The following is a 26311-nucleotide window of genomic DNA, read 5'->3' on the forward strand; positions in this document are numbered from 1 at the left end:
TCAGCACTCGATGAGGAAGATCAGGAACAGACACCAGCCCCAGCCGTCATGACCGGAATAGCCGATGGCGCCTGCGGCGATGGCAAGCGCCACCGACACCCAGTGCACGTTGACGGGCGCGAACCGGCGGATCAGTTGCTCTTTCACTTGCTCTTGCCCGGCGCCGGCGGGAACAGCGACGCTGCCACCTTGATCTCGAAGGTGCTGTCGTCGATCTTGCGGACCACGCCGCGCTCGTCGTCGAACATATCGTCACCCAGCCGGGGGACGTAGCCGAACGAGAACACGAAGGCGTGCATCAGCTCGCGCGGCTTGATCGCGGCCTCCGACGTGGAGCCGGTGATGCGGATCTTGCCGAGGTCGTCGCCGGTCCCGAGCTGGAGCACGTATCGCTCCGCCTTGGCGGCGCCGCAGACCGTGGTCGGGATCGAGACCATCAGCTGGGGCTCGGTGCCCGGCTTGGACTGCCCGGTGCCGCGCACCTTGGGACGCATGTAGGTCAGCTTCGCCATCGGCGGCTGATTGGTCTTGGTGACCGTCTCGATCTCTTCAAAGGCCATTGGTCTGGTCCTTGGGGTGATGCAGTGGGGGACTGCGTGGAGCACCCAGCCATATGCGCGTCAGTGAGAGGCGGGCCGGGTCAATGAGGCGCCGCGTTAGCGGCTGAAGTCGAAGGTCTCGTCGCGTACCGGCTGGGGGCGCGAGAGCATCCACGACCATTCGGTGAACGACATCGAGAGCAGCAGCTTGCCGTCCTTCTCGATGTAGATCCGCTCGTGCTTGGCGGACTGGTAGATCTGGTGCGGGTTGGAGGGCACTGCCGGGGCGCTCATGCTAACGAGGTCACCTTGTGCAGCGTCTTGAAGTGCAGCTCGGCGCGCTGGATTTGCCGCTTGAGGTCGAGCCACATCACCTTGATGTGGTTGTCGCCAGCGCCGATGACTGTCATCGGCGTGTACGGCTGACCCTTCATGGCGACAACGTCGCCAATCGCGACGTCGCTCGCGCTCTCGATGTCAACGCGAACCTCGGCCATCAGCGCGACGCCTTCGCTCGTCGGCGAACTCGGCGGTGGTGATCGAGCCGGCGCTGTGCGCCGACCCGACGTACATCAGTGCGATCAGGATGTAGGCAGGCATGGGGGACCGTGGGGATTGTTGTGGAGGCTTGCAGACCCCCGACGATGTTTCGCCCCATCGCCTTACAGCGGGCTGGTTTGGTCGCCGATTTCTTTGCCTTCAGTCGGGACGCGCCTTTCTCCGACATCCGCTGTGGAGGGCATCTCTCCCCCGCTCCGGGCACGTGGCTCCCCGGTCAGCGCGGCTTGCATGGCGGGGTCCGTTGACCGAGCCGTTGCCACGGCAGTCTCGGGCGGATACCCCTGGGTGTGTGAAGTGAAACGCGACAGCCCGCCCTATACGGCGTCCCGACCGCGCACGGGCGCGGCGGGCGAGCTATGTGGGCGAGAGAGCCAGGCGGTGTCGCTTGGCGTCAACGAAGCGAAACGGGCCGGGACGCCCGGCTCTCTCGTGAGGTCGGGGCTACGCGATACAAGCGCCCCTATCTGGTTGCGGAGGTCAGATTCGAACTGACGGCCTTCAGGTTATGAGCCTGACGAGCTACCGGGCTGCTCCACCCCGCAGAAAACTCTAGCAGTTGAAGTGCTCGATCGTTGCGATCAGCAGGTTCGAGCGGCAGATGTCTTGGTTCATGTTGAACCAAACGACCGCCGCGATGTGACCCTCGATGTGCTCGATGGTGACCGGCACGTCGTCGCCCTTGGTCGTGACGACGTCGCCGACGTTGAAGTCGTGCTCGGGCACCGTCCGCGGATCGGCTTCGACGCGCTTGCTGGTGTTGGTGCCGGACTCGATGATGGTCTCGACGACATCGTCGCCGGTGGCCTGATGGGTCACTGGTGGGGTCTCTTTCTACTGTGGGGGAAAGGTGTCCAACGAGGGCCGCTTGCGGTACCTGAAACGCTGACTTGACCAGCGGCCCGTAGCGCCCACCCTCGTTGAACTGCGCCAGTCCGCGAACAGGGCTGCTGGCGAATTGATGCGGCGGTGTTTTTCGGCCGAAGCCTCTGCCTACCATTAAGCGCCCCGCAAACGGCGCACCGCGAGAGGGCCCATCGTGGGGCCCTTTGAACTAGATGACCTTGAAGTACTCGCGCCCGAAGAACACCGGGTGGCGACCGCGCCATGTCGAGCCGCGGCGAAGCCATCGCCTCAGATGCTGCGGGCTGCGGAAGCGGTAGACGATCCTGGCCGTCCAGTTGCCGTATCCGTAAATGCGCTTGATGCCATCGAGCAGCGCGAGCCGGCTGGCCTCAGCCTCTTCGCCGCCGCGCGCGATATGCGGCGTGGTCTGGTCGACCACGATGTCACCGTACTCCGCGTCCTCGTCGACGTTGAAGCACTCGATCACGACCAGCTCGTTGCGGCGGCGCTTCATGAGGACCTTCAGAATGGGAGCGCGGCTGCCGGGCAGATGCCGGCCAAGTAGCGCAGCGCCCGGACAGCCAGGTCGAGCTCGGTCGGCGCCTGCGCGTCGACGAACAGCGTCATCGCGAGCTGGTCGGAGCAGCGCTTGGTCGAGCCCCTGATCTCGCACACGGCGCCGGCGCGACCCGGGACGGTGAGAGCGGCGTACTTGGCGCCGCGCGAGGCGCGATACTCGTCGGACAGCTTGTCGAACGAGATCGTCTCGACGATGGGCCCGTCCCGGTGCCGCAGCGTGAACGTGCACTTCTCGCCGGGAGCGTGGTTCACCTCGAACTTCTCGCCGATGTGCCCCTCGTCCTCGTCGTGGACGCCGATCTGGTCCTGCAGGTTGTTCTCGAGGGCGAAGATCCGCGCAGCGGCTGCGATCGGCTTCATGGCCTCGGGGATGTCGTCGGCCGCGGCCGGCACAAGGGCGGCGGCGAAAGCGATGGCGGTGATGGCGATCCTGGGCACGGTCATGGCCCGAGAACTATCACCGGCGGAACTGGCTGGGAAGGGTGGGCTCGAACCACAACCCACCGAGGAATTGGAGATCCGTTAGCCGAAGGCGCGATGGTATGACCGCGGAGACTTCGACCTTTCGGCGAGGAGCTGGGGACGGATCGAGCCCCTGACGTCGCGAAAGCTCCAGATACCATCCCAGAACACCGCCAAGCCTGCCTATCTTTGGTGCCAAGGGATGGGTTTGAACCACCGACGCCCGCGCCTTCAACGCGGCGCTCTACCGGCTGAGCTACCTTGGCGAATGAGCAGCCCTGCCCCCGGCGCGACCGGGTTCAATCGAACCGCCGCTGCGTATTGCCATGGTGCGCAGCGGCGACAAGATCGGGAGGCGTCCTGAGACGCGCAGGGCATGAAACTGACTGAGGGACCGCCTCCGACAGAGACGGCCCCTCGATAGTCGGTCACGACGAACTGACAAACAATGCGCGAAGGAGCGGTACGAGCACCTCGTTGCATCGGGGGCGCGTATAGCGCGCCCCGCCAGCACGATGGAAGAAAAATCTTGGTCTCGCGATCAGCAATTCGTGAGTGCCCGGCGTGGAGCCTCAGCGATCGAGCTCGTGCAGGAAGGCGAGGCATTCGACGCCGCAGTCGGTGCGGACCTTGGCATAGTCGACGCCGATGCGCGAGCTGTGGATCGACAGGACGGTGGCGCGCCGCGCGTCTGGGCGCGGATCGCCAAGCCGCAGGAACTTGAGCGTCACGCGGTCGCCGACCTTGACGTCGTTCACCACCAAGCATCCACGATCTGGTCGTGCGGTACGAAGGCCTTGCCGCCGTCGAGTACGTAGACGCGGGCGCCCAGCTCGGGGACGATCACCTTGGTGATCACCCGCGGCGTGTTCGGGAAGCACTTGGTGCGGACCGTCATACCCTGCCGGTAACCGCGCACGCGATCGAAGGCGCGCTCAGTGACGCTGCCGAACTCGCGGTGGAAGTGGAAGCGGCCGCGGAACGTGACGCTGCCGACGAGCTTCGGCTCGTCAGAGGGCTGCGGCTGGACGGCGACCTCCACCTTGCTCACGCGCGCACCAGACCGTTGGCCTCGGTGAGCGAGCCCGCCTCGATCTGGCGGAGCCGCCGCGCCACTGCGCGGGGACCGTTGAGACCGTTCTTGTAGTAGGCGGCGGTGCGCTGACCGCGCGTGATCCAGCGGATGTAGCGGCGCGAGCCGGTGCCGGACATGGCGAGAGCGGCCGCTTGAGCGGCGACGTGATCGAAAGCGCGTTTGAACATGGCGGGGGACCTGCGTGGGTGCTTGACATGGAAATGCCCGGGCTGGGCCCGGGCATCAGGATAGTTGCCGCTGTTCTCAAAGCCGGATGCGCCCCCACGGACATCACAGCGAGGGCCCGACGGGAGACCAATCTCGTCGGCTAGGCACGCGGCTCTCCCCATGGCCTAGAGGTGGCCCCGCCCCTGTTGGTCCAGAGGCGAGGCCGTTGTCGTGGTCGGTTACTGCGCGGCGGGAGCCGCAGGAGCAGCAGCGGCGGCAGGGTCAGCAGCAGGAGCAGCGGGAGCCGCAGCCGGATCGGTCGGAGCCGGAGCCGCCGCCGGCGCCTGAGTGGCGTCGGCCGGAGCAGCAGCCGGGGCCGCAGCGGCGGCAGCAGCGGGAGCCGGCTGACCAGCCAGCGCGGTCTGCGCGGCGTTGACCGCATCGCCGAGCGCCTTCACCACGCCGTCGATGGCGTTGGCCGAGGACTCGACCACGGCCGGGTCGACACCGGGCACCTGGCTGGCGATGGCGACGATCTTGGCGGTCTCGGTCTGCATGATCGAGACGGCGGCGGGGATCGCGGCAAGCAATGCGGCGACGGCGGTGGTGAGATGATCCTGTTCAGCGGACATATGCTGCAGCTCCAGTTCAAGGTGAGCCATCCGCTGCTCCATCGAGAGATGCGGAGGACGAGATGCGCGGCGCTGATTGCGCTTGGCGCGGTGGATGTTGATGAGGTCGAGTAGTTCAGCGAACATCAGGCGATCTCCGGTGGGGCGCCTTCTTTGGCGAAACCGATCAGGTCGATGAGCGCGTCGCGCTCGCGCTGCTGGCGCGAGCCGATCAGCGGCGCGGCTGGCGGGAGAGAGCGCGTGAAGCGCTCGATCTCGTGCTGCAGCCGCAGATACTGAAACGTGGTGAAGGGAACGACGTTGGACACCGTCAGCGCCCCGTCTGGATCGCCGGGAAGTCGGGGTGCCCCGGATGGGGACGCGACTGGGTGGGAAGCCCGAGCTTGGCGCGAACCTTGATCTTGTTCGCGGTGTCCATCGCGTACCCGCCGTCGACCACGGTGCGGAAGGTGATGCCGTGACCCTTCAGCGTCTTGCGCAGCTTGCTGAGGTGGACGTCCACCGTCTTGTCGCACGGCAGATCGCAGTCCGGCCGGTGGCCGTACAGCATCGCGTAGAGCGCGTCGTGGGTGACGAAGGAGCGGTTGAGCAGCATGCCGAGGATCTTCGGCTGCGTGGCGCCGGTGAGGCCGAAGGCCAGGCGCAGCTGCACGAGGAACGGCTCGTCGACGCCGAGGATCGCCTCCAGCTGGGCAACGCGATCGCGCAGCGCTTCGAGCTCAGTCATGCGTCCCCGCTTCGGCGCCGTTGAAATGCACGCATAGCGGATCGGAGCCGGCCTCGAAGGATCGGCACACGTCCGGACGGTCCTCGTAAATCGTGCAGCGGCCGTCGGCGCCGAGCTTCGGGCACGTCCACTCGAAGGTGGCGTAAGGCCGCCCGCTCTCCGGATCGACGTAGCTCGACAGCGGCGCGATGGGCTCGAACGGCAGACCGTGCGCGCGCGCCTGCGCGCTCACGTCCTCGTCGGTCCAGACCGTCAGCGGCTCGCCGTTCTGCGACAGATGCATCACCCGGCAGCACTGACCGGGCGCGTAGCAGCGATCACAGAGGCTCACCGCGACTTTTCCCACTCTCGCTCGCGATACTCGCGCAGCTCGATGCGATAGCTGTCGGCTTCCTCATAGACCCGGACCGGGATCACCCGGCTCTCGGTATCCTTGTGAGTGTCCTTCAGCAGTTCGACCGCCTCGGCCTTGGTCCACCGGATGGTGTCGCCCCAGATGCCTTGGCAGCCGTTGGCGAGGGCCCACGCCTCGGTGCCGCCGTGCAACTGGATGGCACAGGCCGGGCACTTCGGACCGAACTCGTCGGTGTTGAGGATGGACGCGCGCGGGTCAGCCGCGTCGAAGAAGTACTCGCACTCCTCGCACACCAGCCGGAGGTCCGGCTGCACGGGCGCCTTGCAGCCATCCTTGATGCAGGCTGCGAGCGTGAGACAGTTTTCGGAGCAGTGCCGCGGGAAGCTCTTCATCAGATCGGCCTGTAGTTCGCCGGGTGCGCGAAGTAGAGCTCGAGGTCGGCGACCTTGAAGTGCGCGACGACGAGATACTCGGGCACGCCCAGCTGATGCTTCGTAAGCGCGCATTTTACTGCACAGGCTGCGCGCGCGGCTGGCCGCGGCGTCGCGTGGCGCCGGGGCCCAGCGGGATCATCGGAACGGCTTGATTGATCCTGAGCGTTTGACGGTCAGCCGCTGTCGTTGTCAGCTGGCAGGTTTTTTTGAGCGGTGCAATTGAACGGCAACAGATCTTCGATATCGGCGTCTGGCGCGCGTTGGGGCAATTCGGTGAGCGCGTGACGTAGCCATGCATAGGGATCGACGCCGCATGCCCGGCATGTCAGCACCAAACTGTAGATCACGGCGCTTGCCTTGGCGCCGGCAACGGTGTCGCTGAACAGCCAACTTTTTCGTCCGGTGCAAAACGGCCTGATGTCGCGCTCCAGAACATTGTTATCGATCGGGGCGAGACCGTCACTGGTGTAACGGGTCAGATAATCCCATTGGTTGCGTGCATAGGCGATCGCCTTGCCGGTCAAGCTTTCGGGTAGCACCTTCGGCGCCTGGTCGTCGAGCCAGGTCCGGAAGGCGGCCAATACCGGCAGGCTATGCTGCTGGCGCAGCCGCAAGGTGTATGCGGCGCGCGTTTCGCCGTCGGGCGGCGTCTGGCGCGCCACCCTCTCGACCTCGTACAACGCCTCGAAGAACTTGAGCGCCTGCAATGGCGGACCGCCAGGCTTTGTCCTGGCCTTGAGCGCATCGGTAAATTTCCTGCGCGCATGCGCCATACAGCCGAGATGGGTCGCGCCTGTCAGCGTGCGCCAGGCGTCATAGCCGTCGCTCATCAACAAGCCGCGATAGCCGGCCAGGAAGGCCTGAGGATGTTGCTGGCCGCGACCGGGCTGGTAATCGAACAGCACGACCGGCTGCGCGCAGTCCTGGCCGCTGCGATAGGCCCACATGAAGGATTTGGCCTGCGCATCACGGCCGTCCTCTTTAAGAACCTGGACCCAGGTTTCGTCGCCGTGGACCAGGGGCTGCGACATGAGCTTTTGCTGTAGCGCGTCATAGACCCGATGCAGATGCAACTCGCTCGCCCGGATCACCCAGTTGCCCAGCGTCCCGCGGCTGATGCTGACGTCGGCGCGCCCCAGCGCGTCCGCCACACGGTACAGCGGCGTGCCGTCGACGTATTTGTTGGCGAGCACCAGCGCCAGCGTCGATGGCGTGGCGACGCTACCCGGCAGCGGCTGCGCCGGCATCGGCGCGGTCACAATCGGGGTGTTCAGCGCGGTGCGCTCGCAGTGACGGCAGGCATATTTGAACCGCACATGTTGCAGCACCGACGCCTTGACCTCGACGTGCAACTGCTCGGTGACGGTCTCGCCCATCCGATGCATCCGATTATGGCAGCACGGACAGTCCTTTTGATCCTCACCCAGATCGTGTTCGACGCGTTGGCGCGGCAGATCGTCAGGCAGCGGCTTGCGGCCGCGTGCCTTCGGCGCCGGCTTTGGAGCCTCCGGCAATCCCGTGTCCGGCACGGCGACCGCCTCGACATCGTCGTCGTCCCGGCTTTCAGCGGCGGCCTGCTCGGCTTCGTTGAAGATGCGCTCCTTGAGCTTTTCGCTCTTCGGCGCATACCGGTGCAGGCGCTCCAGGCGCAACTGCTCCTCTAGATGCAGCACGCGTTGTGCGAGTTTCTCGTTTTCGGCCTTCAGCGCCGCGATCTCGGCCGCGTGCGCCGCGATCAAGGCTTCCAGTTCGTGCGTCGTGGGCTTGCGACTCATCGGAGTCTTGAATCGAAGTCATGCCGCCGCGTCAACCGGGCTCCCATGTCTTCGTCATGTCTTCGGCCGCGTCATCTGAGAACGGCCATGCCGAAGCCCGATGACGCCGCCCGCATCGAACACGCTCAGCCCACGCTCTGATATTGCCGCACCGGATGACGACGCACCGCCGCGATGTTGATGCCGTCAAGCAGCCAGTGCAGCTCCTCCGTCGTCAGCGTCAGCACCGCCTCCTGACTTCGGGGCCAGTGGAATCTGTCGGCCTCCAGCCGCTTCAGCAGCATCCAAAATCCTGACCGATCATAAATCAGCAGCTTGATCCGGTCGCGGCGACGATTGCAGAACGCGAACACCGCGCGCTGGAACGGATCCAGCCCCATCGACTGCTCGACCACGATCGCCAGGCTGTTGATGCCCGCCCGGAAGTCAATCGGTTCGCGGTGAAGGTAGACCCGAAGATCAGACGCCAGTCGGAACATCGCAACGCCCCAGCGCTTCAATCACCGCCGACAGCAACTGCGCGTCGCCGCCTTCCAGCGAAAGCGTCACGCCGTTGGGCATCGATGCCGTCAGCCGCCCTGCACAGGATCGCTCCGTCGCGCAAACCGCAATCGCGCCAGCAGATCGAGTTGGCGACGGCGACGGCGCGCGAACCGGAATAAAGGCTGGCGCAATCGGCGCCCGCGCCTCCGGCTGGCCATCCCCGTTCTGAAGTTGTCGCTTGGCCACCCACTTGCGCAGCAGGTTCGCGTTCACGCCGTGTTGCAGCGCAAGCCCCGCCAGCGACACGCCAGACTGCAGACAGGCCTCGACCAGCCGCTGTTTGCTGGCCGGATCATAGCGACGCCGGCCATTGCGCAACACGCCGACCGTCTCAAGTCTCAAAGGTTCTTCTGGAGTGATCATCGATCGTGTCCACCTCGCTCATGGTGGACACCTCATCCCATCCCCGCGCTCAACTGCATAGGTGCGTAGAAAGGAGCGCTTACGATGCTTCAGCTCGTGCACCTTGGCGACCGCCTTCTCCCGGGTGGAGGCCGCGACGAACCAGCAGGACCGGTTGTCGTCGCAGTAGGCGACCGCCATGAACGGATTGAGCCTGATCTCGTCGAGCGTGAGGTAGCCGCTGCCGCCGTTACCCACGTCGGGCACGTTCCGCCAGCATCAGCGCGGCGACGTCGTAGGCGGTCGAGGCCAGGTCGCGATGGTCGACGACGCAGGAGGCCAACAGCCCGGACATCGCATGAGCCGCGAACACGTCGCGCATGTAGGCGACGGCTTCGGGGTCCAGCTCGGGAGCTTTGGTGGTGGACCCGGGAGGGGCGACCAGAAGGTCGCTGAGGTCAGCGCCCGTGCCGGGGCCCGGCTCCGCTTGAGCTGCGCCGGTCCCGACCAGCGTCTCCACCCCGGAGGCCACGGTCTGACCGAGCACCGCCGGGTCGAGGACCTTGAACACATCCTCGGAGCGGTACCGCGAGAGCGGGTCGGGCGCCTGCCGGCCGGCGATGATGTCGGGCGGAGCGATGCCATCCAGCGGACGGTTGAAGTTGCCGAAGGGCGGAGTGTGAAAGACGACCCCGGACGGGACCTCGATGGTCGGCGTGTCCCCGAACAGGACGCGCGACAGCTCCTCGACCGTGCGAGGCGCGTTGTTGCGAGCCGGCTCGAACACGATCGAGCCGACGGTGAGGTCTTTCGACATCGGGCGGGGTCCAACGATGGGGGCTGGGCGGAACTGGACGTGGACGTCCAATGGTGTTTCCCCGCCTCCCCCTACCCGGCCAGGATGGGCGGTGTCGGGACGGAAGCGGGGGCGGAAAGCGACGGAGGCCAGCGTCAGCCGTGCCTAGGAGGGCTGGCGCTGACCTCACGTGACCGGCTATCGGAGGGCCGGATCGGGGGAAACTGGTTGGGGACTACGAGGGACGTCGTCTCGGGTGACGCGGGACCATCGGGACCGCGCGGTCTCCGGTCTGGGTGACCGGGCGCAGCTTCCCGTTAGGAAGTACCCTCATGGATACCTTCCCCCACAATCAATCTGACGATGTTCCTGAGTGAACGGCACACCCTCGCTTGATGCTCGGGGTGCCTCATGACGCAGTGGTGGCCGCGCCCGGGCGTGTGTAGGCCACGGTTTTGACAGCAAAAACAAGATTAATTTGCGTTTACGACTGGGAACGGAGGGTCGATGCACCGGCTAAGCGGATTGAAGCATCGACAGGATCGGCCATGATCACGTTTTCGTGAAATGCACCATGCTGGTGCACGATGAAAGCTCGGAACCGAGGCGTTTGACCAGCCACTCGGTGTAGCTGACAGCTGATTCGTCGAGGGGGACATCCGACGATGTCCCATTGTCCCCCGATTGTCCCGCCGAATGTCCCTGCGAATGTCCCTGCGATCCGGCGCCCTGCCCGGGCTCCTTGATGGTGGCCTTGGCGAACTTCTCCCCGAGGAAGGCCGACCACGACAGCTTGGGCGAGCCCTCCTTGCGCGACTTGTACTCGGCCTTGAGGCGGTCGCGATCTGCGCGGTCGAGCGCGTTGTAGAGCTCGGTCAGCGCGTCATAGGCCTCGCGGTTCTCATGGGTGCGGTGGACCCGGTCCTTGAGCTGGGTGTACTCGCGGTTGATCCGCTTCATGGTGCCGTCGCGCTGCCAGCGGGCGAGCGCCTCCTCCACCCTCCGGGCGACGCTGGCGAACGTCGTGGTGACGTCGCAGTCCTCGATCGGGGTGATGCCGGCGCAGAACGCCGTGCCCCGGACCAGCTCCACCACGGCCTCGACCTCGGCCGCGACCATCAGGCCATCCCTCGACTGCTGGATCTGGCGGTTGGCCTCGAACAGCTGCTTCAGGACGGCGGCGGCCTCGCGCTCGGTCCGGAACCAGACCTTGGTGCCGCGCGCCTTCATGGCGGCGATGCGGCGGCTGACCATGCGCGTCTTGGACGCGCCCGGCAGCCGGTCGATCAGGATGCAGGTCAGACCCAGCCGCTCCAGGAAATCCTCGGCGAGACGGAGGGCGGGACCTTTGGGAGAGGAGATCGACACGCTGTGAAGCATGGACATCTCGCTTATCTGCTTCGCAGAATCCTCGACAACGACCTTTCGTCTATCACCGTAATTGTACGGAACCGTAAAGCCGCGCGGGATGCCAGCACACCCGAAGGGACATGCTTAGGGGACATTGGTGGACAGTGGACATTGATGGATGTCCCTTGTTTCACGTGCAACACTCTGGTGCAGAGGTGGCACGGGGTTTGATGCGGAGGCGCTCACGCGGGTATGGTTGCGACATGCCCAGACCCCGCAAGCCAGATGGCGCCGTGATCGTAAGCGTGACCCGCAGCGAGGGCCGATCGCGCACCCTCCCCGCGACGTGGACCGACGGCTCCCGCGTGCTGGCATCCGATCTCCAGCCGGGCGCGACCTACGAGCTCGACCCGGAGACCGGCGCGATCCGCCGATCCCAGCAGCCGGTCCGATAGCCCGCTCACGCGACGGCCAGGTTCGACGCCCCTCCCGATCTCACCGCTTCACGTGAAGGCGACGGCTTCGCCGTCATCAGGCTGCGATGGGATGGGCCGGGGGGGCGGTTTTTTCGGCTTTTTAGACATTTTTGGCCGTTTTCGGCCCTTTGGGGCCCGTTTTGGGGCCCTGCCCGGGCTTCCCTGCCCGTGATTCGGGGGCCCGGGGCCCGTCCATCTCTCCCGGGGGCCGGGGCCGGGCTTCCTGCCTGCCCGGGGCCCGTATGCCGGGCCATCTCCCGGGCTTTCCCTGCCCGGGCCCGATTCGGGGGCCCTTCCGGGCCCGGCTCCGGGCCCTATGCCTTTCCCGGGCTTCCGGGGCCCTGCTAGGGCCCTTCCGTTTCCGGGCTCCAAGTCCGGCCGGGGGCCGGTTCCCTAATCAGCGGCGTTGCTAGGGGCCCGATTCCCGGGCTTTAGGGGCCCGCACATTCGCGTTTCCGGCGCACCCGTAGGGGCCCTTTTGCACCAGTCAGGTGCATTACCGGCCCTGCCCGGGCCCGTTGGGGCCCTGCCCGGGGGCCCGTAGCATCCCGGTTCCGGCCCTTAACGGCCAATTAACGCGCGTTTTCAACGGGTTAACCGGTGCACTTTTTCGCCTTTCCAGTGCATTTCACCTTTACTATATGCACCCATTCGGTGCATTATCTCCGTGGGGGCCCTCCCGGGGCCCTCCCGCTTCCAGCCTAGGCGGTATCGCCTCCTTAAATTTGGGGCATGGCTCTAAAGGCAGTCCCGACCCATGCACTTGCAAGGGCCCCGGGGTTGGATCGTCCGCCGCCACACCGCAGAGATGCAGGGGTCGCAATTGGCTGGAGGTGCCCGACCCCACCGTGGCCGTTCCCTTCCGCGCGCATCGTCGCCATAGGGGGCAGGTTTAAGGGCCGGGGCAGTTTGGAAAGTCGGGAGGGGCCAAAAGGATTAGCCTCACACATCGCGACCGGTCGCAGCCGGGAGCGCAGGTGCAACTCCTCCACATATTCCAACGCTTTTCAGTATCCCGCCCCGGCGCGCGTTGCGCGTGACCGATGCAAGGAGAGCCGAAGCGACTGGCGACCACCAGTGGCCTAGGCCGAGTAAAGCCAAGACCCCGTCGGACCTCATACAGGCCCGACGGGGCTTTGCTTAGAGCGCCGAACCCCGACGCTCCAATCAAAGCCCCACCACCCACCAAAGGAGACCACGATGACCAAGTACACCGCGACCTGCCAAGTCTGGACCCGCAACAAGCTGGTGACCTCGACCTACGCCATCCCGATGGAGAGCGAGGCCGCCTGCTACCGCACGGCCGGATCGTTCCGCTCCATGACCGACACCGCCTTCGTCATCTTCATGTGCGATGGCGAGGAGTTCTTCCGGGTCGCTTGCGAAGGCTTCTACCAGAACAAGAAAGCGATCCAGGCCAAGTACCCCGACGCTTGGCGCGATGCACCCAAGGGCAAGGGCGGACCCGGCGCCTTGCGTCGCCGCGCCGCCTGATCCACCCGACCCACTTCACCCGGCCCCGTTCGCATCGGGGCCTTTTTCATGCCTGCCAACCAAGGAGACCACCCGATGTCCACAACGCTCAACACCGACCTGTCGCGCCGCGCCCACCAGCTCGCGGCGATCGCCGCCGAGAACGCCAACAAGTTCATCCGCCGCGAGATGCAGGCCGGTGGCCTGTCCCGTCAGCAGATCGTCGCCGAGTGCGGCGCCGGGATGAAGGCGATCGACTTCCTCGCCGACATCCGCCGCGTCCTGTCCATCCGCCCGACGGCGAGCGATCGCCGCGTGCTCAAGCTCGCCAAGTGCGATTTCTGAGGAGGCCGCAATGACCAAGCGACGCAAGCTCACCTATCACGGCAAGCGCTTCAACCTGCGCATCAGCGACACACCCTTCGGACTCTTCGTCCACCTCGATCCGAAGAGGGCGCCGAAGCGCGGCGGCTACAAGACCAAGTCGTGGCGCTTCGCCACGTTCAAGCACGCGACGATGTTCTGCCAAGACGTCGTCCAAGACATCTGAACCGCAACCCCCGACACAAGGAGACCACCCGTGATCGACTTCTGCAACATCGACAATGCCAAGAGCTACGCCACCGAAGCGAACCTGATGAAGGCCCTCGCGACCCTGGGCCTCGACCAGATGCGACCGGTCATCGTGCGCAACCGGGAGGGGCGCTTCACCGCGATCTTCGGCCTCCACCTCTCGGGCATGGCGTGCAGCGGCAACGTGATGGCCGCTGCCAACCACGGCTTCAAGACCATCAACTGAGGGCAACGAACATGAACACGAACAACCGGCGGACGCGCTTTCCCGAACTCGCCTACGCCCAGCACGCCAAGGACCTGTGGCGGATCATCGCCACCGACACCGATCAGGCGGTTGGCCCGCACTACAGGACGAAGGCCGAACTGCTCGCCGATCTCGACCGCTACGCCAAGGAATTTGGTTGCTGAAACTCACGTCCGAGCGCCGCCGATGTGCGGCGCTCCAGCGTGCGCTTCCTGCACGACCGTTTCGCAGACGGTTCCTCAAACTCAAGGAGACCATCCCATGTCCTACCAACAGAAGCTCGAACTACTCCGCAAGCTCGCCCTCCAGCAATACCGCCACGGCAAGTGAGAGGAGCGACGCACATGGCTGGCACCAACACGCACTACACGATCCGCGAAGCCAAGGCGATCCTGGCCCAGCACGGCATGACGATCTCGTCCGACGAGGGCGAGTATCGCGTCGCCTTCAAGATCGAGCACCACTCGGCGAGCGCAAGCCACGCCAGCGGCTACTGGACGGTCGGTCGCAAGACCTTCACCGGCGCCGGCGCCGCGATGGACGCCCGCAACGCCGCCGAGGGATCGTCCTACTACACCACCCAGCTGGTCGACGCGATCGGCACCGGCATCGAGATGGCGCGGCACGAAGCTGGGAGGGCCGCATGACCCTCACGCAGCTGCAACGCTACGAGCTCGCCCGCCGCAAGCTGGCCGATGGCAACATCGCCTTCATGGAGATGGTCACCCACAAGACCAATCCGATGACCCGCGAGGATCTCACCGCGCTGATCAAACTCCGGCCGGAGCGCTACTCGCGCTTCTCCGGCTGGCTCGACGTCCTTCCCTCCCGCAACTGACAAGGAGACCCCGACCATGGCTACCAAGATCAAGACCTTCCGCCTCGGCTCGTCCCCAATGGTGTCCGCGCCCGGCATGGTGCGATGGGCGATCGCCGGCGCCAAGTTTCCGCGGGATCGCAAGACCGTCGCCAACGTCATCGCTCAGACGTGGAGCGTCCCGATGGCCGCAGCGATCAAGCTCGTCACCCAGACCGTGCCCTTCACGGTCGAGGGCGAGACCGTCGTGTTCACCGCCTGACAGGGAGCCCACCATGAAAGTCTACCTGACCCGCACCAAGGCCGTGACCGTCGCCGACTATCCCGCCGCCTCCAAGGCGGTGCGCGCCTTCATCGAGAAGGGCGATCTCGGCGCGGGCTGCGGCTCCTCGCTGGAGGCCTTCACCGGCGGCAACATCGTCGACGGCAAGGGCAAGATGATCGCCCACGTCTCCTACAACGGCCGCGTCTGGCCCGGCACCGAGTGGAAGCCGGGCCTCAAGCCGCTGTTCGGCTGACCCTCACCTCAACCCCCGATCTTCAACCCGGGCCGCCTTCGCAGGGCGGCCCTTTGCACAAGGAGACCATCCCAATGACGACCAAAGCCATTTCCGCCGTCCTCGCCGACACCCGCAGCCCGGCTGCGCAGAAGGCATTCATCAACGCCTTCGCCGACGCGCCGCTGATCCCGCTCGAAGAGCAGATCGCGGACCTCGAGGCCAGGTTGGACGCCATGGTGCTCAAGGCCGAGACCGGCGCGCAGTGGGCCGAGATTTGCCGCATCGAGCGCAACGAGATGATCCCGCTGCTGCGCCAGAAAGCGGTGCCGGTCGACCCGATGCGCAAGACCGCCTCGTCGATCGAGCACGGCACCAAGTTCTCCAAGTCGCAGGTCCAGTGGATCATGGACCACGACTGGGCGGTGCGCTCGCTGATGGGCGCCGTCGTCGTGATCGACCGCTTCACCTACAACGGATCGGCCTACGCCGAGTATTTCGTCTGGGCCGGCACCTTCAACGAGCTGCGCGACTGGGCGGGGTACTGAGCCGTGGCCCTGCACACCATGGACGTCGACCGCGGCTTTAGGCGTGAGACGATTGTCACCTGCTTGGTCGATATCTCCTCCGGCGTTGCCGGTGAGATCACCTGTATCGAATGCGGTGGCGATGGTGATTGGACCAAGTTTCACCCCGAGCCAGAGACGTTGACGGCGCCGATGCGGTGCATCGAGTGCAAGGGCACCGGGCGCATCTACGTGTCGATCTAGGTGGTCCACCCCGGACACCTCTTTTCAACTCGCAACCCCAAGGAGACCATCCAATGCGAAAGCCCAAGACAATCACCGTGCAGCGCGGCCGCGTCGTCGGAGAAGGCGCAACCAAGACGCTCGCCAACGCCGACCTCGCGAGCAAGATCGACTTCCTGTGCCACGCCGAGGGCGCGCACATCGAGGTGCGCTTCGGCCTCGTGCTGATCGTCTGTTCCGGCCCGACGGCCGAATGGAGCTACCAGGTCGTCGACCCCGCCCATGAGAGGGAGGGCAAGGTGTTCTATCAGAACGGCCTCGGCGGAAACCTCACCATGCGTCAGGCGATCTCCAGGGTCCGCCTCTACGCCGCGCAGCGCGACTGGAAACCGCAGATCGGCGACGACGAGGGCTTCATCGCCCGCGCCGAGTGCCAATCCGAGCAGGAACGCGACCTGCGCCACTGGATCAAATGGCAGCGCAGCTACGCCGATCTGATCAAAGCAGGCAAGACGCACGCCGAGGCCCACCAGCAGGCGACGGGGTACTGAGCGATGACCCATCCCAACCTCCGCAACTTCATGGACCTGTCGACCGCGCATCTCTCGCCGACGACAAAGCGAGAAAGTCTCCGGCGAGTTCGCCCTCAACCACTGGGTCGCCGCCACGCCCTACGGCTGGTTCCTGTACTGCGACGAGGAGAACGCCGAGGACTCGATCCCGGCCGATCTGTTCGCCTGCATGACCTACGCCCGCCAGAACGGCGCCGACTACGTGCTGTTCGATCAGGACGCCGACGCGCTCGACGATCTGCCGACCTTCGAGAACTAGCGATGGGCCGGCACAAGGGCCGCGATCCTCCGAAGTCGCACTGCATCCGAGGTCACCGCCTGCACGGCAAGAACCTCTACGTCCAACCCGACGGCGCCCGCGTGTGCCGTCGGTGTCGCGCTCTGAGCAAGATGGACTACCTCCGCCGCCTTCGCGGCACATCACCAAGGAGAAAACGATGATGACCATTGCATATGACGTGACCGTCCGCCGCATCGGATACGGCGGTGGCGACATCCGGCTCCACGTGTTCGCTGCCAGCGAGCAGATGGCAATGGATCGCGCCGTCGATCAAGCCAAGCGCAAGAGCGCCATGCCACCGCGTCACCGCCGCTACGCGGTGTTCGCTGCGGTGGCGTGCGAGGTGTCGCTCGACCAGAGCCGCACCCGCCACGCCGCCCCCTTCGCCAAGACCGACCGCGGCTTCATGCGCCGCGCCGAGCGCCAGTCGAAGCAGATCGTTCGCAGCGCCTGCTTCGCCTGATCCACCAACCCAAGTCAGCAAGGAGACCACCATGCCGAAAAGCAACTGCAAGCACTTCCCCAACGCCGATGACCACTGCCTCGTATGCGAGACCGAGCAGCGCGCGGCGATGCGGTCCAGCGTCTACAACGACGAGCGCTCCACGTTCGCGCTGCACGCCGTGACCGCCTTCCGAGATGTCTGCCCCGGCAGCCGGAACGAAGATGGCAGCCCGCTGATCGAGGAGGCCGTCGGCGACCTGATCGCCAACCTGATGCACCTGTGCGTCAAGCACGGCGTCGACCCGCTCAAGCAGATCAAGAACGGCGTCTGCCACTTCGCGGTCGAGACCATCGAGCCCGACGGCGTGAGCCATGAGGCGCAGTTCAACTACACCGTCTACGCCAGACCGTACGCCTCCGGCGAGAGCTGGCAGCTGTTCGACTGGCGGAACCCGCCCGCATCGAGGGAGACGTGAGCGATGCCCGTCACGACCATCGCCGCCATCGTCCTCGCCTTCATCGTCATCAGCGCGCTCTGCGCGCATCGCTACGGGAGACCGCATCCATGACCAAGACGCTCACGTCCGGCGACCGGGTCGCTTACGCCGCATCGTTCCTCAAGAGCACCGGGCAACACACCGGCGCCGCGCCACAGCGGCGCGGCACCTTTGTTTCCTATTGGGTATCCAACCCGGACTTCGCCCGCGTGCACTGGGACGATTTCGAGCAGATCGCTCCTCAGCTCGCCGAGCAGTATGGCGATGATTACGTGGCCGACGCCCGGTCCTGCGGATCACTCGTCCATGCCAAGAACATCGCAAAGATCGGGTCGGCGCGTTTCGCGCTGACGTGACCGGCGTGTTCGAGGTCGTGGCGTCATGAGCTACCACGAGCGGGACGTGCGTCCCACCGACTGGGTGCTGACGCTCGCTGACGGCACCACCAAGACCGTCACCATCTACGACAACCGCCATCTCCGCGAGGAGATGGCACGGCTCGGCGCCAAGCGCGCCGAGCCGACCGAGGCCATCTGACATCAACAGGAGACTGCCATGAATACCGAGATCAAGACGCTCGAAGATTTCGAGCGCGCCTGCAACGCGCACGACCTCACCTACGCCTACTCAGATGATGGCGAATGCTACAGGCGAGGCCGCAACAGCGAGGCGCGCATCGAGAAGGCCGCGGAGAACTTCCCCCGCGCAGACGTGGAGCGCATCTGGAATGCGATGGTCGACCGCAGGCTGGTCGACTTTGCCCGTGCCGCCTTCTATTGGCGCTGGCCCAACAAGGGCTGACCATCACCCCACCACCAAACCCGCCGTTTCGCAGACGGCAATCAAGGAGACCATCCCATGAAGTCCATCGTCCCGAACTACCCGATGCCCTCGCAGTCGATCCTCGTCCCCAACGAGACCGAGGTCCGCGTCCGCCTCTGGGCGACGTCCTCCGTAACCATCTCGTGGGTCGAGATGGGCATGATCCTGGCCGCGCACGTTGTGCTCGGCTTCCTGATCGGCCTTGCGACGACGACCCGGCGGCATTCGCCGCCGCCGTCGTTGCGATCTGCTCGCGCTCCGGCGGATCGCCGGCGGACCGAGAACACCTCCAGCAGTTCGGAGCGACGTGTCTCAACGCCAGCATGAACGGCGCCGACGCCGCCCTTCGAGCGTTCCTCGCAGCTGACTGGGAGCTCTTCACCGGGCATCCGCCCTGTCAGTACGTCGCACCTCGCGACAAGTAACCCACTCACCCCCGTTCGCAGCGGGCTCAACAAGGAGACCGCCATCATGACGAACGAAGATCGCCGACAGCACGGCCGCGCCGTGCTGCAGACTTACGAGGCCCTGCCGGGCGTCGAGACCCGCGCCGATGGCGCCCGACCTCCGCCACACCGTGTCGATCGACGTGTTCGCGAAAGCGGTCAGCCTGTCGGAGACGCACTTCCATGCCGAGGCAGGCCGATGAGGAAATCCCTAATTATCCAGATGACACCACAATACACAGCATCTAGGAATATAAGCTAAACAACTGATTTTGCGGCGCTTTCCATACCATGAGTTTTCAGAAGCTTGCGAGACGCAGCAACAGACGCAGTGATTGACGCCGAACCGAATCTCTGCGCATAAACGAACATCCGCTTGCAGGCGGGGTGTTGTCTGTTCCGTATCCAAGCGGGCGGATGTTCTGCCTAGAAGTCCCGCCTCGGCTCCACACCGGGGCGGGCACGGCCCCTTAAAAGGAGAGCCGGATCGCAAGCCCGAACTTGGGAATGCGGGAAGCGCAGTCAGATGCCTCCCCTCCTAAAGACAGGCGGCGATTCGGTCAACGGGAAACTGTGACTCGATGGATCGCAAAGAGACTGTCTACGAAATGCTAGAGCGTCGAGAACGCGAACTTACGCATGAACTCGCCGGGCTAAAGGGTGAGATTGATGTGCGCGAGAACGAACTTGCGCACGTTCGATCAGCTAGACGGCAGATTGATATGCTGGGCGGTAATGACGCCGCGCGATTTGGCAAACTTTCCGGCGTCGCTGCAACAGGAAATCCAATCGAAGATTCCGCCAGTGGACCGACCCTTGAAGGCGTCGTTAATGTTGCAATTGGCGTTGGCTCACTCATAGCAAAAACATCTAGGATTATAGCGGAAGCACAAGACCGCAATCCATTTTTGCAGTTCGAGGGTCTCACGATTAAACAACTAATCGTCAAAGCCCTAGGTGACCATTTCCTGAATGGCGCTTCTGCCAGCGAGCTTCGAGATTTCATTGAAAATGCGTATGACCGGAATATCGAGCGGTCTAGTCTGACGCCGCAGTTGTCGCGACTTAGGGACGAAGGAGTCGTCGAATATTTTCAGCCGCAGAGCGAAACCGAAACCGGACCAAAAGCCTTTGTGGTCGCCCGCCAGTTTAATTCAGCTATTCGTCGTTTCCCGCTTGGCGCTGAGCTTGTGGTTCCGGACGACGCTGATGCACTTCGTATTCTCAAGAAAGAATTAGAGCCGCGTGAGCTTGAGGATTTGATAAAGCGCCGCTGGATCGTTCCGCATGGCGCGGGCCTTTGGAGACTCGCGCACCAGGGTTCCAACCATCCTACTTTGATTGAGGGAAAAGCAGGGTGAACGAAATACCGACTGCATCCGGGCCGTGGCACCGGTGCAGTGGGCAGCGAAAGGGTGGAGACCCGAGTAGCAATCTTGAGGCGCGAAACGGGGCGGTCACGGTAAGCCCCGAAGGAGGGTAACATGCAACAACGTGGTTGAGGCATGAAACGTGGCGCGTCATCGGGCTGGACCCCGGTGGCGCGTTACGCGCTTATCTACTAGATAGTCGTTAACTCTCAAGAATCGAGGCTAGACTAATATCAATGGCCAATCAACGTGACGAACCATATAGCGAACAAGAAGCGCAACGCCGTTTTCTCGTCACACTCAAGACAGCGCTGAATACCCCACCAAAGCCGCTCAAAATGATGCCTCGCAAAGGCGTGGCTGCTCAATCCAAGAAACGCCGCAAGACGGCTAAGAAGTCCGCTTAGGGCGTTTCTTCCGCCAGCGCAGAAACCTGCCGGCCTGATATCTAAAGACCGGCTCAGTGAGTTTGATGATAGGTCAGGCGCTTGCCTTCCACGGCCTTGATTGCGGCTTTGGTGCGGTCGGTATCGCTGTAGCCAAGACCAACACGATGGTTGTAGCGGAAATCAAACTCGGCAAGGTAGCGATGCAAATGCTTTTCTTTGCAATGCTGGTAGACACCAGTCATGCCGCGCTTGAAGATCGAAAATGATCCTTCGATCGTGTTCGTGTGAACGTCTCCGCGAGCATATTCCTTGGCGCTATGTCGCACGGTTTCATGCGAAGCAAAATGCTGATCCGCGCCGCTGTAAAGTTTGCTTTCGTCCGTCATCAAGGTCCTGATCGCCTGCGAGTACACCGGCACCGTGCGGCGCGCATTCGCCGCACGGGGCCATGCTGTCTGGTCCTGCGACCTGCTTCCCTCGCTCGATGGCAGCAACCGCCACATCGTCGACGACGTCCGCAACGTGCTCGACGGCGACTGGGACTTCCTCATGGTGGCGCACCCGCCGTGCACCCGGCTCGCGAACAGCGGCGTGCGCTGGCTCGACGAGCCGCCCGGTCGACTGACACGGCCGAGCACTACTCGACGAAGGAGATCGCCGCCTACGCCACGATGAACCGGCGCGAGCGCCTGGACTTCATCTGGTTCAAGCTCGAGGAAGGCGCCAAGCTGTTCTCCACGCTCTGGGACGCGAAGATACCGCGCAAAGTGCTGGAGAACCCGGTGATGCACAAGCACGCCAAGAAGCGCATCCGTCGCTACCGCGAGTTCTCGCAGTCGATCCAGCCGTGGATGTTCGGCGACTTCGAGACCAAGCGGACCTGCTTCTGGACCGACTTCGAGGGCGAGGACGCGCCGCCGCTCAAGCCGACGTACCGGACGATGGAGGAGTGCCGCAGGGCACTCAACCTGCCGCGCGGCGCCAAGCCGGTCGACCGCGTCCACAAGGCAGCACCCGGCCCGAAGCGATGGGCCGAGCGCAGCAAGTTCTTCCCCAAGGTGGCGGAGCAACTCGCCATCCAATACGCCGGATAACCCGCCCCGTTTCGCAGACGGGCAACACCAGGAGACCAACCACATGAAGATTCTTTACCAATACGTCGCCCCGAAGGTCGGCGCGAAGATCAGGCTGATCGAGGGGACGGCGTTCGTGCCGGCAACGCCGTTCCAGCCGGCGACCGAGCGCAGGGCCTTCGCCGTCACGCTCGACATCCCCGGCGAGTACGCCACGTTCGAGCGCTACCACGACGTCGAGTACGCGGCCGGCGCCTTCATCAGTACCTGTGAGATGTTCGGCGACGTCATGATGCGCAATCAGGTGGTGTTCGTCCCATGAGGAGGAGCAACGTCGGACCGCTGGTCGACGAGCTGGGCCTGCTGGAGGCCCAGATTGCCGACATCGAGACCAAGGCCCAGCCGCTGCGTGACCAGATCAAGGCCATGGGCGCCGGCGCCTATGAGGGCGATCTATTCCGCGCGGTCGTCTCCGAATACGAGCGCAAGAACCTCAACATGAAGGCGGTGAAGAAAAAGCTCTCCCCGCAGTTCATCCGTGCCCACACCAAATACACGCCGACCACGAGCCTCACCGTCAACGGGCGCAATGCGATCGACGTGACCACCGAGGGCGACGATTAGTCGCCTTCCACGACCCGGCACTGGGCCTTCGCAGGGCCCGGGCCGGAGACCTGCAACCTCAAACAAGGAGACCAACCATGAGAACCATCACGGTCGAGCTGTTCCAGTTCGACGAGCTGAGCGACAAGGCCAAGGAGAAGGCCCGGGACTGGTACCGCAGCGCCAGCGAGGGCGACAACACCTTCGCCGAGTTCGTGATCGAGGACGCCGTCACGGTCGCGGAGTGCTTCGGCATCGAGCTTGACCAACGCTCCTATACCACCGTCGGCGGCAAGACCCGGTACGAGCCGAAGATTTGGTGGCGAGGGTTCTGGAGCCAGGGTGACGGCGCGAGCTTCGAGGGGACCTTCCGCTCGCACGAGAAGGGCTCCGCCAAGCAGCGCATCAAGGCGCACGCGCCGAAGGACGAGAAGCTACGCGAGATCGCCGCGACGATCGACGACCTGCAGCGCAAGTACCGCAAGCGCCTCTGGGCCAAGATCACCCAGCGGGATAACCACTATGTCCACGCCTACACAATGAGCCTCGACGCGGAGGCGATCACTGCCGCCGGCAACGTCCGCGACGTTTCTGCCGAGGACGAGGAGGCGCTGCTCACGGCCATGCGCGACTTCGCCAACTGGATCTACCGACAGCTGGAGAAGGAATACAACCACCAGAACTCGGACGAGCAGATCGACGAGACGATCCGCGCCAACGAGTACGACTTCAAGGGCGATGGACGGAGGGCCTGTGCATGAGCGTCCAGATCGCCCGCGATTCCTTCGCCCGTCAGGACCTGTGCCGCGAGGTCGTCGCAACCTCGCAGGACTGCGATTGGTGCGGCGGCTTCCGCTATCGCAGCGGCCGCAAGCTGCAGGCCCTGTTCCGCTACAGCACCGAGACCAACGGCGGCCGCACGCACGAGCATCGCGGCCTGTTCTGCTCGAAGGGCTGTCACGACAGCTACCACGACCAATGAGCAAGCCCGTCTACATGGTGTTGCGCCGGGCGGAGCCCGGCACGCACTACGTGCTTGCGACCCATCGCAAGTTCTATCGCTACAGCGAGGCCGCCCTGTTCACCCAGAGCCTCGCTGTTTCCTGCAACCCCATCATCCTGATGATCTGACAAGGAGACCAACCGTGAGTGAGAAACCCGAACTCTGTTACGTCGTGGTGCCCGGCAATGAGCCGGGCAACCGCATCGGCATCGTCAAGCGCGGCGAGGCCGGCTACTACCTCACCGACTTCGATAATGACGAGGTGCCGATGTCGGCGGTGGAGGAAGCTGTCGACGAGCTGAACGATCGCCTCGGCGTCACCGCCGAGGAGGCGATGCGCATGAAGTCCGGCTCGATGTTCGGCTGGGACACTCCGGCGGCAAGGGAGTGAGCGATGCAGCGCAACACCCCCACCTTCCGCTGGAAGCTCTCCTACATGGGCGGCGTCGAGTACGAGGTTCACGACGAGACCGGCAGCTATCTGGTCGAGATCGCGATGCGCAGTCCCAACAGCTACCACCTGTCGGTCTGCAACGGCGATGACGTCCGCTCCGAGGTCAAGTCCCGGGTCGGTATCCTGCGCCGGTGCAGCTGCATCCGCCGCGCCGACGGCTCGTGGACCTTCGAGGTCGGCCCCGAGGTCGTCGACGCCTTCAACGAGTGGCGCATGGAGCAGCACTTCATGTGGCTCGCCCAGCTGGAGGCGCAGCCGGAACGCTACGGCGTCATCGGCCCTGACGACGAGTTCCGGCGACTGCCGCTCATGGCACGCGGCGGCGACTACCGGTTCGGAGAGCATGTCTGGGAGGTCACCCATGCCCTCGCATGACAATGACAACGTCACCCCGGTCATCTTCCGGGCGTGCACCTTCAAGGAGCCCGAGGGACGCGCGGCGGAGATCACCGCCGTGTTCCCTGCCGAGTTGGGAGCCTACGACGCCAACACCATGAGCTGCTATGCGCACCTCGGGCAGCACGGCATCTGTGATGTCGGCTGGTACATCCGCACGAGGCCCGCCACACCGGAAGAGTATGCAGACCTCAAGCGAGAGCTGGAGGCCGCGCCCTTTGGTTACCGGTTCAAGGTCTATGACCGGATGCAGCCGTGGATGCGGACGGCGCGTCTCGCGCAGGAGCGATCGCTCCGAGGGCGAGGCGCGTGATGGCGACCGATCGCATGACCCACGACTGGCAGCCGCTCCCGGCTGCTGACGGATGCGCGACCAAGGGGAAATGGGAGCACGTCCCCGGCAAGCCGGCCTGCCTCGTGCGGACCGAGCCGACGCCGCAGGGTTTCCTGTGGCAGCACGGCAAGCAATACGGCTTCGGCAAGACCCTTGCCGAGGCCAAGGAGTGGGCGGAGGCAGCCAGAGAGTTCTGGCCGCGTCACCTGCCCGGATAACGACGCCCCCGCGCGACCGATTTCGCAGATCGCCGCGCGAGCCCCACCCGGATCACTTCACACAAGGAGACCATCACCATGGGTTACACCCACTATTGGACGCAGAAGCGCAACTTCACCATCGCTCAGTGGCAGCAGATCATCGTCGACCTCAAGGCGATCCTGGCCCACGCCCAGCACGTCGAGGGCATCGTGCTCGCCGGCTCCATGGGCGAAGGCAAGACCTCGCCGGAGTTCACCGACGATCTGATCGCCTTTAACGGGCTCGGCGACGACAGCCACGAGAGCTTCTACATTCAGCGGAAGCGGACGCTGGAGGAGTGGCAGAGCAAGGATCGACTCGGCTGGTCGTTCTGCAAGACGGCGCACAAGCCCTACGACCGCGTCGTCGTTGCCTGCCTGTGCTACCTCGCAACCGTGACGCGGAAGGAGGACCCCGCGACGCATGAGCCGATCATCGGCAGCGAGGCGTTCTCGGTGACCTCGGACGGTGACAGCACCGACTTCCTCGCCGGCCTCGACATGGCGCGGGTGGCGCTGCCGCAATATGGCAACGTCCTCGACCTGCCGCTCTCGCTGATGGAGGACGACCGCTGGTGCGCGCCGTGGGTCAGCCTCTGCGGCGACAGACCGAAGTACGATGTCCGCTTCTGCGTCGACGGCCACGGCTACGTGCTCAAGGGCAAGCAGAGCTACCGCTTCGACACCCACGAGTCGATGGCGCGTTGGCTGAACGGATGCAAGCGCGTCGAGTTCAAGGGCGGTCGTCACAGCGATTACACGGTGCGCTGGAATGACCGGCTGCAGGACAACTATCGCATCGAGCCGAACATCTGGAACGCGACCGGATCGTTCGACAAGGCGCGGCACGCCCGTATCCAGCCAGCGCAAGAGGCTGCGCTGTCGGCGCTGTTCCCGGCGCCCGCTGCCAACGCGCATCAGCCGCCGGCATTCGTTCGCCCCGGCCAGATGCCGGAGAACGGCGGACGCGAGTTCTGCTACAGCGTCACCGAGCTGCTCGACCGCCTGTCGGTGAAGGCGGCCTGACACCCGATACCGCGCGACGGCTTTCGCAGAGCCGCCGCGCGGCCCATCCCCATCATCATCAAGGAGACCAACATGACCCGCATTATCCTCAAGTGCTATCCCGCCTCCCGCGTTGACGGCAACGTCCAGATCGCGGTGACCTCCGACGGCCCGCACCCGCAGCGGACCGTGGAGATCGTCCGCGCGGCCGAAGCCGAGGCCGAGTTCAAGGCCTACTGCGCGGAGGTCGAGGCCACCGGCAAGGGCGCGGCCGTCTCGATGTCGCTCGGTCGCGGCGAGCGCGCCCCGAACGGCTTCCACAAGCTGCCCGGCGCCAAGACCTTCCACCCCGTCAACATCTGACGATCAAC

At 64.6% G+C, this 26311-nt stretch carries 55 protein-coding genes, 2 tRNA genes and 1 pseudogene; 34 read left to right on the forward strand and 24 right to left on the reverse strand.

What is annotated here, in order from left to right; translation table 11 throughout:
- From HAP48_RS42625 to HAP48_RS42735, 23 genes are all read right to left on the reverse strand, one after another.
- Positions 1-147 (reverse strand): hypothetical protein, encoded by a 147-nt coding sequence (locus HAP48_RS42625; protein ID WP_166205715.1) that lies wholly within the window; start codon positions 145-147, stop codon positions 1-3.
- Entirely contained in the window at positions 144-560 is a 417-nt protein-coding gene (locus tag HAP48_RS42630; RefSeq protein ID WP_166205716.1) for a hypothetical protein, read from the reverse strand. Before HAP48_RS42630 ends, HAP48_RS42625 begins: the two co-directional genes overlap by 4 nt.
- Before the next feature lie 96 nt (positions 561-656).
- A complete protein-coding gene (locus tag HAP48_RS42635; RefSeq protein WP_166205717.1) occupies positions 657-833 on the reverse strand; it encodes a hypothetical protein in 177 nt (58 codons plus the stop codon).
- Positions 830-1036, reverse strand: a complete 207-nt coding sequence (locus tag HAP48_RS42640) for a hypothetical protein (RefSeq protein WP_166205718.1) — start codon at positions 1034-1036, stop codon at positions 830-832. Before HAP48_RS42640 ends, HAP48_RS42635 begins: the two co-directional genes overlap by 4 nt.
- A gap of 529 nt (positions 1037-1565) precedes the next feature.
- A tRNA-Met gene (locus HAP48_RS42645) sits at positions 1566-1642 on the reverse strand.
- Positions 1643-1649: 7 nt separating this feature from the next.
- Positions 1650-1916 carry a hypothetical protein gene (locus HAP48_RS42650; RefSeq protein ID WP_166205719.1) on the reverse strand — a complete coding sequence of 89 codons (267 nt, stop codon included), beginning with the start codon at positions 1914-1916 and terminating at the stop codon, positions 1650-1652.
- A 235-nt stretch (positions 1917-2151) separates the two neighbouring features.
- Positions 2152-2457, reverse strand: coding sequence for a hypothetical protein (locus HAP48_RS42655; protein WP_166205720.1), 306 nt, complete (start codon positions 2455-2457; stop codon positions 2152-2154).
- Between the two features lie 8 nt (positions 2458-2465).
- Positions 2466-2966 carry a hypothetical protein gene (locus HAP48_RS42660; RefSeq protein WP_166205721.1) on the reverse strand — a complete coding sequence of 167 codons (501 nt, stop codon included), beginning with the start codon at positions 2964-2966 and terminating at the stop codon, positions 2466-2468.
- A gap of 208 nt (positions 2967-3174) precedes the next feature.
- Positions 3175-3250, reverse strand: a tRNA-Phe gene (locus tag HAP48_RS42665).
- 306 nt (positions 3251-3556) lie between these two features.
- On the reverse strand, positions 3557-3742 hold the full coding sequence (locus HAP48_RS42670) for a hypothetical protein (protein ID WP_166205722.1): 186 nt from the start codon (positions 3740-3742) through the stop codon (positions 3557-3559).
- Positions 3739-4035, reverse strand: a complete 297-nt coding sequence (locus HAP48_RS42675; RefSeq protein ID WP_166205723.1) for a hypothetical protein — start codon at positions 4033-4035, stop codon at positions 3739-3741. Before HAP48_RS42675 ends, HAP48_RS42670 begins: the two co-directional genes overlap by 4 nt.
- Positions 4032-4247 (reverse strand): hypothetical protein, encoded by a 216-nt coding sequence (locus HAP48_RS42680; protein WP_166205724.1) that lies wholly within the window; start codon positions 4245-4247, stop codon positions 4032-4034. Before HAP48_RS42680 ends, HAP48_RS42675 begins: the two co-directional genes overlap by 4 nt.
- 219 nt (positions 4248-4466) lie before the next feature.
- Positions 4467-4985 (reverse strand): hypothetical protein, encoded by a 519-nt coding sequence (locus HAP48_RS42685; protein WP_166202861.1) that lies wholly within the window; start codon positions 4983-4985, stop codon positions 4467-4469.
- Positions 4985-5167, reverse strand: a complete 183-nt coding sequence (locus HAP48_RS42690) for a hypothetical protein (RefSeq protein ID WP_166205725.1) — start codon at positions 5165-5167, stop codon at positions 4985-4987. The genes HAP48_RS42685 and HAP48_RS42690 overlap by 1 nt, the downstream gene beginning before the upstream one ends.
- 2 nt (positions 5168-5169) lie before the next feature.
- Positions 5170-5586 (reverse strand): helix-turn-helix domain-containing protein, encoded by a 417-nt coding sequence (locus HAP48_RS42695; protein WP_166205726.1) that lies wholly within the window; start codon positions 5584-5586, stop codon positions 5170-5172.
- Entirely contained in the window at positions 5579-5917 is a 339-nt protein-coding gene (locus HAP48_RS42700) for a YkgJ family cysteine cluster protein (protein WP_166205727.1), read from the reverse strand. Before HAP48_RS42700 ends, HAP48_RS42695 begins: the two co-directional genes overlap by 8 nt.
- Positions 5914-6333, reverse strand: a complete 420-nt coding sequence (locus tag HAP48_RS42705; protein WP_166205728.1) for a hypothetical protein — start codon at positions 6331-6333, stop codon at positions 5914-5916. The genes HAP48_RS42700 and HAP48_RS42705 overlap by 4 nt, the downstream gene beginning before the upstream one ends.
- A 215-nt stretch (positions 6334-6548) precedes the next feature.
- Positions 6549-8150, reverse strand: a complete 1602-nt coding sequence (gene tnpC / locus HAP48_RS42710) for an IS66 family transposase (RefSeq protein ID WP_166205729.1) — start codon at positions 8148-8150, stop codon at positions 6549-6551.
- A gap of 125 nt (positions 8151-8275) precedes the next feature.
- Complete coding sequence (gene tnpB / locus HAP48_RS42715) at positions 8276-8629, reverse strand: IS66 family insertion sequence element accessory protein TnpB (protein WP_166205730.1); 354 nt, start codon at positions 8627-8629, stop codon at positions 8276-8278.
- A complete protein-coding gene (tnpA, locus tag HAP48_RS42720; RefSeq protein WP_166205731.1) occupies positions 8610-9056 on the reverse strand; it encodes an IS66-like element accessory protein TnpA in 447 nt (148 codons plus the stop codon). The genes tnpB and tnpA overlap by 20 nt, the downstream gene beginning before the upstream one ends.
- 18 nt (positions 9057-9074) lie before the next feature.
- Positions 9075-9302: a hypothetical protein gene (locus HAP48_RS42725; protein WP_166205732.1), complete on the reverse strand. Its 228-nt coding sequence runs from the start codon at positions 9300-9302 to the stop codon at positions 9075-9077.
- Positions 9286-9852: a hypothetical protein gene (locus HAP48_RS42730; protein ID WP_166205733.1), complete on the reverse strand. Its 567-nt coding sequence runs from the start codon at positions 9850-9852 to the stop codon at positions 9286-9288. Before HAP48_RS42730 ends, HAP48_RS42725 begins: the two co-directional genes overlap by 17 nt.
- A 531-nt stretch (positions 9853-10383) precedes the next feature.
- Positions 10384-11211 carry a hypothetical protein gene (locus HAP48_RS42735; protein WP_166205734.1) on the reverse strand — a complete coding sequence of 276 codons (828 nt, stop codon included), beginning with the start codon at positions 11209-11211 and terminating at the stop codon, positions 10384-10386.
- 233 nt (positions 11212-11444) lie between these two features.
- On the opposite strand from HAP48_RS42735, the gene HAP48_RS42740 reads away from it, so the two are divergent.
- From HAP48_RS42740 to HAP48_RS42840, 22 genes are all read left to right on the forward strand, one after another.
- A complete protein-coding gene (locus HAP48_RS42740) occupies positions 11445-11636 on the forward strand; it encodes a hypothetical protein (RefSeq protein WP_166205735.1) in 192 nt (63 codons plus the stop codon).
- 1221 nt (positions 11637-12857) lie between these two features.
- A complete protein-coding gene (locus HAP48_RS42745) occupies positions 12858-13151 on the forward strand; it encodes a hypothetical protein (RefSeq protein WP_166205736.1) in 294 nt (97 codons plus the stop codon).
- Between the two features lie 75 nt (positions 13152-13226).
- Positions 13227-13475, forward strand: a complete 249-nt coding sequence (locus HAP48_RS42750) for a hypothetical protein (RefSeq protein ID WP_166205737.1) — start codon at positions 13227-13229, stop codon at positions 13473-13475.
- A 10-nt stretch (positions 13476-13485) separates the two neighbouring features.
- A complete protein-coding gene (locus HAP48_RS42755; RefSeq protein WP_166205738.1) occupies positions 13486-13680 on the forward strand; it encodes a hypothetical protein in 195 nt (64 codons plus the stop codon).
- A gap of 30 nt (positions 13681-13710) precedes the next feature.
- Positions 13711-13929 carry a hypothetical protein gene (locus HAP48_RS42760; RefSeq protein ID WP_166205739.1) on the forward strand — a complete coding sequence of 73 codons (219 nt, stop codon included), beginning with the start codon at positions 13711-13713 and terminating at the stop codon, positions 13927-13929.
- A gap of 11 nt (positions 13930-13940) precedes the next feature.
- Entirely contained in the window at positions 13941-14114 is a 174-nt protein-coding gene (locus HAP48_RS42765) for a hypothetical protein (RefSeq protein ID WP_166205740.1), read from the forward strand.
- 180 nt (positions 14115-14294) lie between these two features.
- On the forward strand, positions 14295-14597 hold the full coding sequence (locus tag HAP48_RS42770) for a hypothetical protein (protein WP_166205741.1): 303 nt from the start codon (positions 14295-14297) through the stop codon (positions 14595-14597).
- On the forward strand, positions 14594-14788 hold the full coding sequence (locus HAP48_RS42775; RefSeq protein WP_166205742.1) for a hypothetical protein: 195 nt from the start codon (positions 14594-14596) through the stop codon (positions 14786-14788). Before HAP48_RS42770 ends, HAP48_RS42775 begins: the two co-directional genes overlap by 4 nt.
- Before the next feature lie 16 nt (positions 14789-14804).
- Positions 14805-15029 (forward strand): hypothetical protein, encoded by a 225-nt coding sequence (locus tag HAP48_RS42780; protein ID WP_210292754.1) that lies wholly within the window; start codon positions 14805-14807, stop codon positions 15027-15029.
- Positions 15030-15042: 13 nt separating this feature from the next.
- Positions 15043-15285 carry a hypothetical protein gene (locus HAP48_RS42785; protein WP_166205743.1) on the forward strand — a complete coding sequence of 81 codons (243 nt, stop codon included), beginning with the start codon at positions 15043-15045 and terminating at the stop codon, positions 15283-15285.
- A 74-nt stretch (positions 15286-15359) separates the two neighbouring features.
- Complete coding sequence (locus tag HAP48_RS42790) at positions 15360-15812, forward strand: hypothetical protein (RefSeq protein ID WP_166205744.1); 453 nt, start codon at positions 15360-15362, stop codon at positions 15810-15812.
- A gap of 3 nt (positions 15813-15815) precedes the next feature.
- Entirely contained in the window at positions 15816-16034 is a 219-nt protein-coding gene (locus HAP48_RS42795) for a hypothetical protein (protein WP_166205745.1), read from the forward strand.
- Between the two features lie 53 nt (positions 16035-16087).
- Positions 16088-16564 carry a hypothetical protein gene (locus HAP48_RS42800; RefSeq protein WP_166205746.1) on the forward strand — a complete coding sequence of 159 codons (477 nt, stop codon included), beginning with the start codon at positions 16088-16090 and terminating at the stop codon, positions 16562-16564.
- A 49-nt stretch (positions 16565-16613) separates the two neighbouring features.
- Positions 16614-16844 carry a DUF5983 family protein gene (locus HAP48_RS51095; protein WP_477021284.1) on the forward strand — a complete coding sequence of 77 codons (231 nt, stop codon included), beginning with the start codon at positions 16614-16616 and terminating at the stop codon, positions 16842-16844.
- Between the two features lie 178 nt (positions 16845-17022).
- Positions 17023-17328 (forward strand): hypothetical protein, encoded by a 306-nt coding sequence (locus HAP48_RS42805; RefSeq protein WP_166205747.1) that lies wholly within the window; start codon positions 17023-17025, stop codon positions 17326-17328.
- Positions 17329-17359: 31 nt separating this feature from the next.
- Positions 17360-17785 (forward strand): hypothetical protein, encoded by a 426-nt coding sequence (locus HAP48_RS42810; RefSeq protein WP_166205748.1) that lies wholly within the window; start codon positions 17360-17362, stop codon positions 17783-17785.
- 89 nt (positions 17786-17874) lie between these two features.
- The gene (locus HAP48_RS42815) at positions 17875-18162 is read left to right on the forward strand and encodes a hypothetical protein (RefSeq protein WP_166205749.1); all 288 of its coding nucleotides are present in this window, start codon (positions 17875-17877) and stop codon (positions 18160-18162) included.
- A 25-nt stretch (positions 18163-18187) separates the two neighbouring features.
- Positions 18188-18343 carry a hypothetical protein gene (locus HAP48_RS42820; RefSeq protein WP_166205750.1) on the forward strand — a complete coding sequence of 52 codons (156 nt, stop codon included), beginning with the start codon at positions 18188-18190 and terminating at the stop codon, positions 18341-18343.
- An 18-nt stretch (positions 18344-18361) separates the two neighbouring features.
- Positions 18362-18607 carry a hypothetical protein gene (locus tag HAP48_RS42825; protein WP_166205751.1) on the forward strand — a complete coding sequence of 82 codons (246 nt, stop codon included), beginning with the start codon at positions 18362-18364 and terminating at the stop codon, positions 18605-18607.
- Positions 18608-18664: 57 nt separating this feature from the next.
- The gene (locus tag HAP48_RS42830) at positions 18665-18955 is read left to right on the forward strand and encodes a hypothetical protein (protein ID WP_166205752.1); all 291 of its coding nucleotides are present in this window, start codon (positions 18665-18667) and stop codon (positions 18953-18955) included.
- 700 nt (positions 18956-19655) lie between these two features.
- Positions 19656-20435, forward strand: coding sequence for a hypothetical protein (locus tag HAP48_RS42835; RefSeq protein WP_166205753.1), 780 nt, complete (start codon positions 19656-19658; stop codon positions 20433-20435).
- A 245-nt stretch (positions 20436-20680) separates the two neighbouring features.
- Entirely contained in the window at positions 20681-20851 is a 171-nt protein-coding gene (locus HAP48_RS42840) for a hypothetical protein (protein WP_166205754.1), read from the forward strand.
- Positions 20852-20904: 53 nt separating this feature from the next.
- Here the strand turns inward: HAP48_RS42840 and HAP48_RS42845 are convergent.
- A pseudogene (locus HAP48_RS42845) lies at positions 20905-21222 on the reverse strand (IS1595 family transposase); the annotation flags it as partial.
- A 177-nt stretch (positions 21223-21399) separates the two neighbouring features.
- On the opposite strand from HAP48_RS42845, the gene HAP48_RS42850 reads away from it, so the two are divergent.
- The 12 genes from HAP48_RS42850 (at position 21400) to HAP48_RS42905 (ending at position 26303) form a co-directional block, all read left to right on the forward strand.
- The gene (locus HAP48_RS42850; RefSeq protein ID WP_224496821.1) at positions 21400-21927 is read left to right on the forward strand and encodes a hypothetical protein; all 528 of its coding nucleotides are present in this window, start codon (positions 21400-21402) and stop codon (positions 21925-21927) included.
- 43 nt (positions 21928-21970) lie between these two features.
- Positions 21971-22228: a hypothetical protein gene (locus HAP48_RS42855; RefSeq protein WP_166205755.1), complete on the forward strand. Its 258-nt coding sequence runs from the start codon at positions 21971-21973 to the stop codon at positions 22226-22228.
- Positions 22225-22530, forward strand: a complete 306-nt coding sequence (locus HAP48_RS42860; RefSeq protein WP_166205756.1) for a hypothetical protein — start codon at positions 22225-22227, stop codon at positions 22528-22530. Before HAP48_RS42855 ends, HAP48_RS42860 begins: the two co-directional genes overlap by 4 nt.
- Positions 22531-22607: 77 nt before the next feature.
- Positions 22608-23270 (forward strand): antitoxin of toxin-antitoxin stability system, encoded by a 663-nt coding sequence (locus tag HAP48_RS42865; protein WP_166205757.1) that lies wholly within the window; start codon positions 22608-22610, stop codon positions 23268-23270.
- Positions 23267-23491, forward strand: a complete 225-nt coding sequence (locus tag HAP48_RS42870) for a hypothetical protein (RefSeq protein ID WP_166205758.1) — start codon at positions 23267-23269, stop codon at positions 23489-23491. The genes HAP48_RS42865 and HAP48_RS42870 overlap by 4 nt, the downstream gene beginning before the upstream one ends.
- Entirely contained in the window at positions 23488-23640 is a 153-nt protein-coding gene (locus tag HAP48_RS42875) for a hypothetical protein (protein WP_166205759.1), read from the forward strand. Before HAP48_RS42870 ends, HAP48_RS42875 begins: the two co-directional genes overlap by 4 nt.
- Before the next feature lie 14 nt (positions 23641-23654).
- Positions 23655-23903 carry a hypothetical protein gene (locus HAP48_RS42880; RefSeq protein WP_166205760.1) on the forward strand — a complete coding sequence of 83 codons (249 nt, stop codon included), beginning with the start codon at positions 23655-23657 and terminating at the stop codon, positions 23901-23903.
- A 3-nt stretch (positions 23904-23906) separates the two neighbouring features.
- Positions 23907-24341, forward strand: coding sequence for a hypothetical protein (locus tag HAP48_RS42885; RefSeq protein WP_166205761.1), 435 nt, complete (start codon positions 23907-23909; stop codon positions 24339-24341).
- Positions 24328-24675 (forward strand): hypothetical protein, encoded by a 348-nt coding sequence (locus HAP48_RS42890; protein ID WP_166205762.1) that lies wholly within the window; start codon positions 24328-24330, stop codon positions 24673-24675. The genes HAP48_RS42885 and HAP48_RS42890 overlap by 14 nt, the downstream gene beginning before the upstream one ends.
- Positions 24675-24914 carry a hypothetical protein gene (locus HAP48_RS42895; RefSeq protein ID WP_166205763.1) on the forward strand — a complete coding sequence of 80 codons (240 nt, stop codon included), beginning with the start codon at positions 24675-24677 and terminating at the stop codon, positions 24912-24914. Before HAP48_RS42890 ends, HAP48_RS42895 begins: the two co-directional genes overlap by 1 nt.
- A 78-nt stretch (positions 24915-24992) precedes the next feature.
- Positions 24993-25961: a hypothetical protein gene (locus tag HAP48_RS42900; protein ID WP_166205764.1), complete on the forward strand. Its 969-nt coding sequence runs from the start codon at positions 24993-24995 to the stop codon at positions 25959-25961.
- A gap of 72 nt (positions 25962-26033) precedes the next feature.
- Positions 26034-26303, forward strand: a complete 270-nt coding sequence (locus HAP48_RS42905; RefSeq protein ID WP_166205765.1) for a hypothetical protein — start codon at positions 26034-26036, stop codon at positions 26301-26303.
- The last annotated feature ends 8 nt before the right edge of the window (positions 26304-26311 follow it).

Origin of the sequence: Bradyrhizobium septentrionale (genome assembly GCF_011516645.4) — a bacterium.
In the GTDB taxonomy this organism is placed as follows: Bacteria; Pseudomonadota; Alphaproteobacteria; order Rhizobiales; family Xanthobacteraceae; genus Bradyrhizobium; species Bradyrhizobium septentrionale.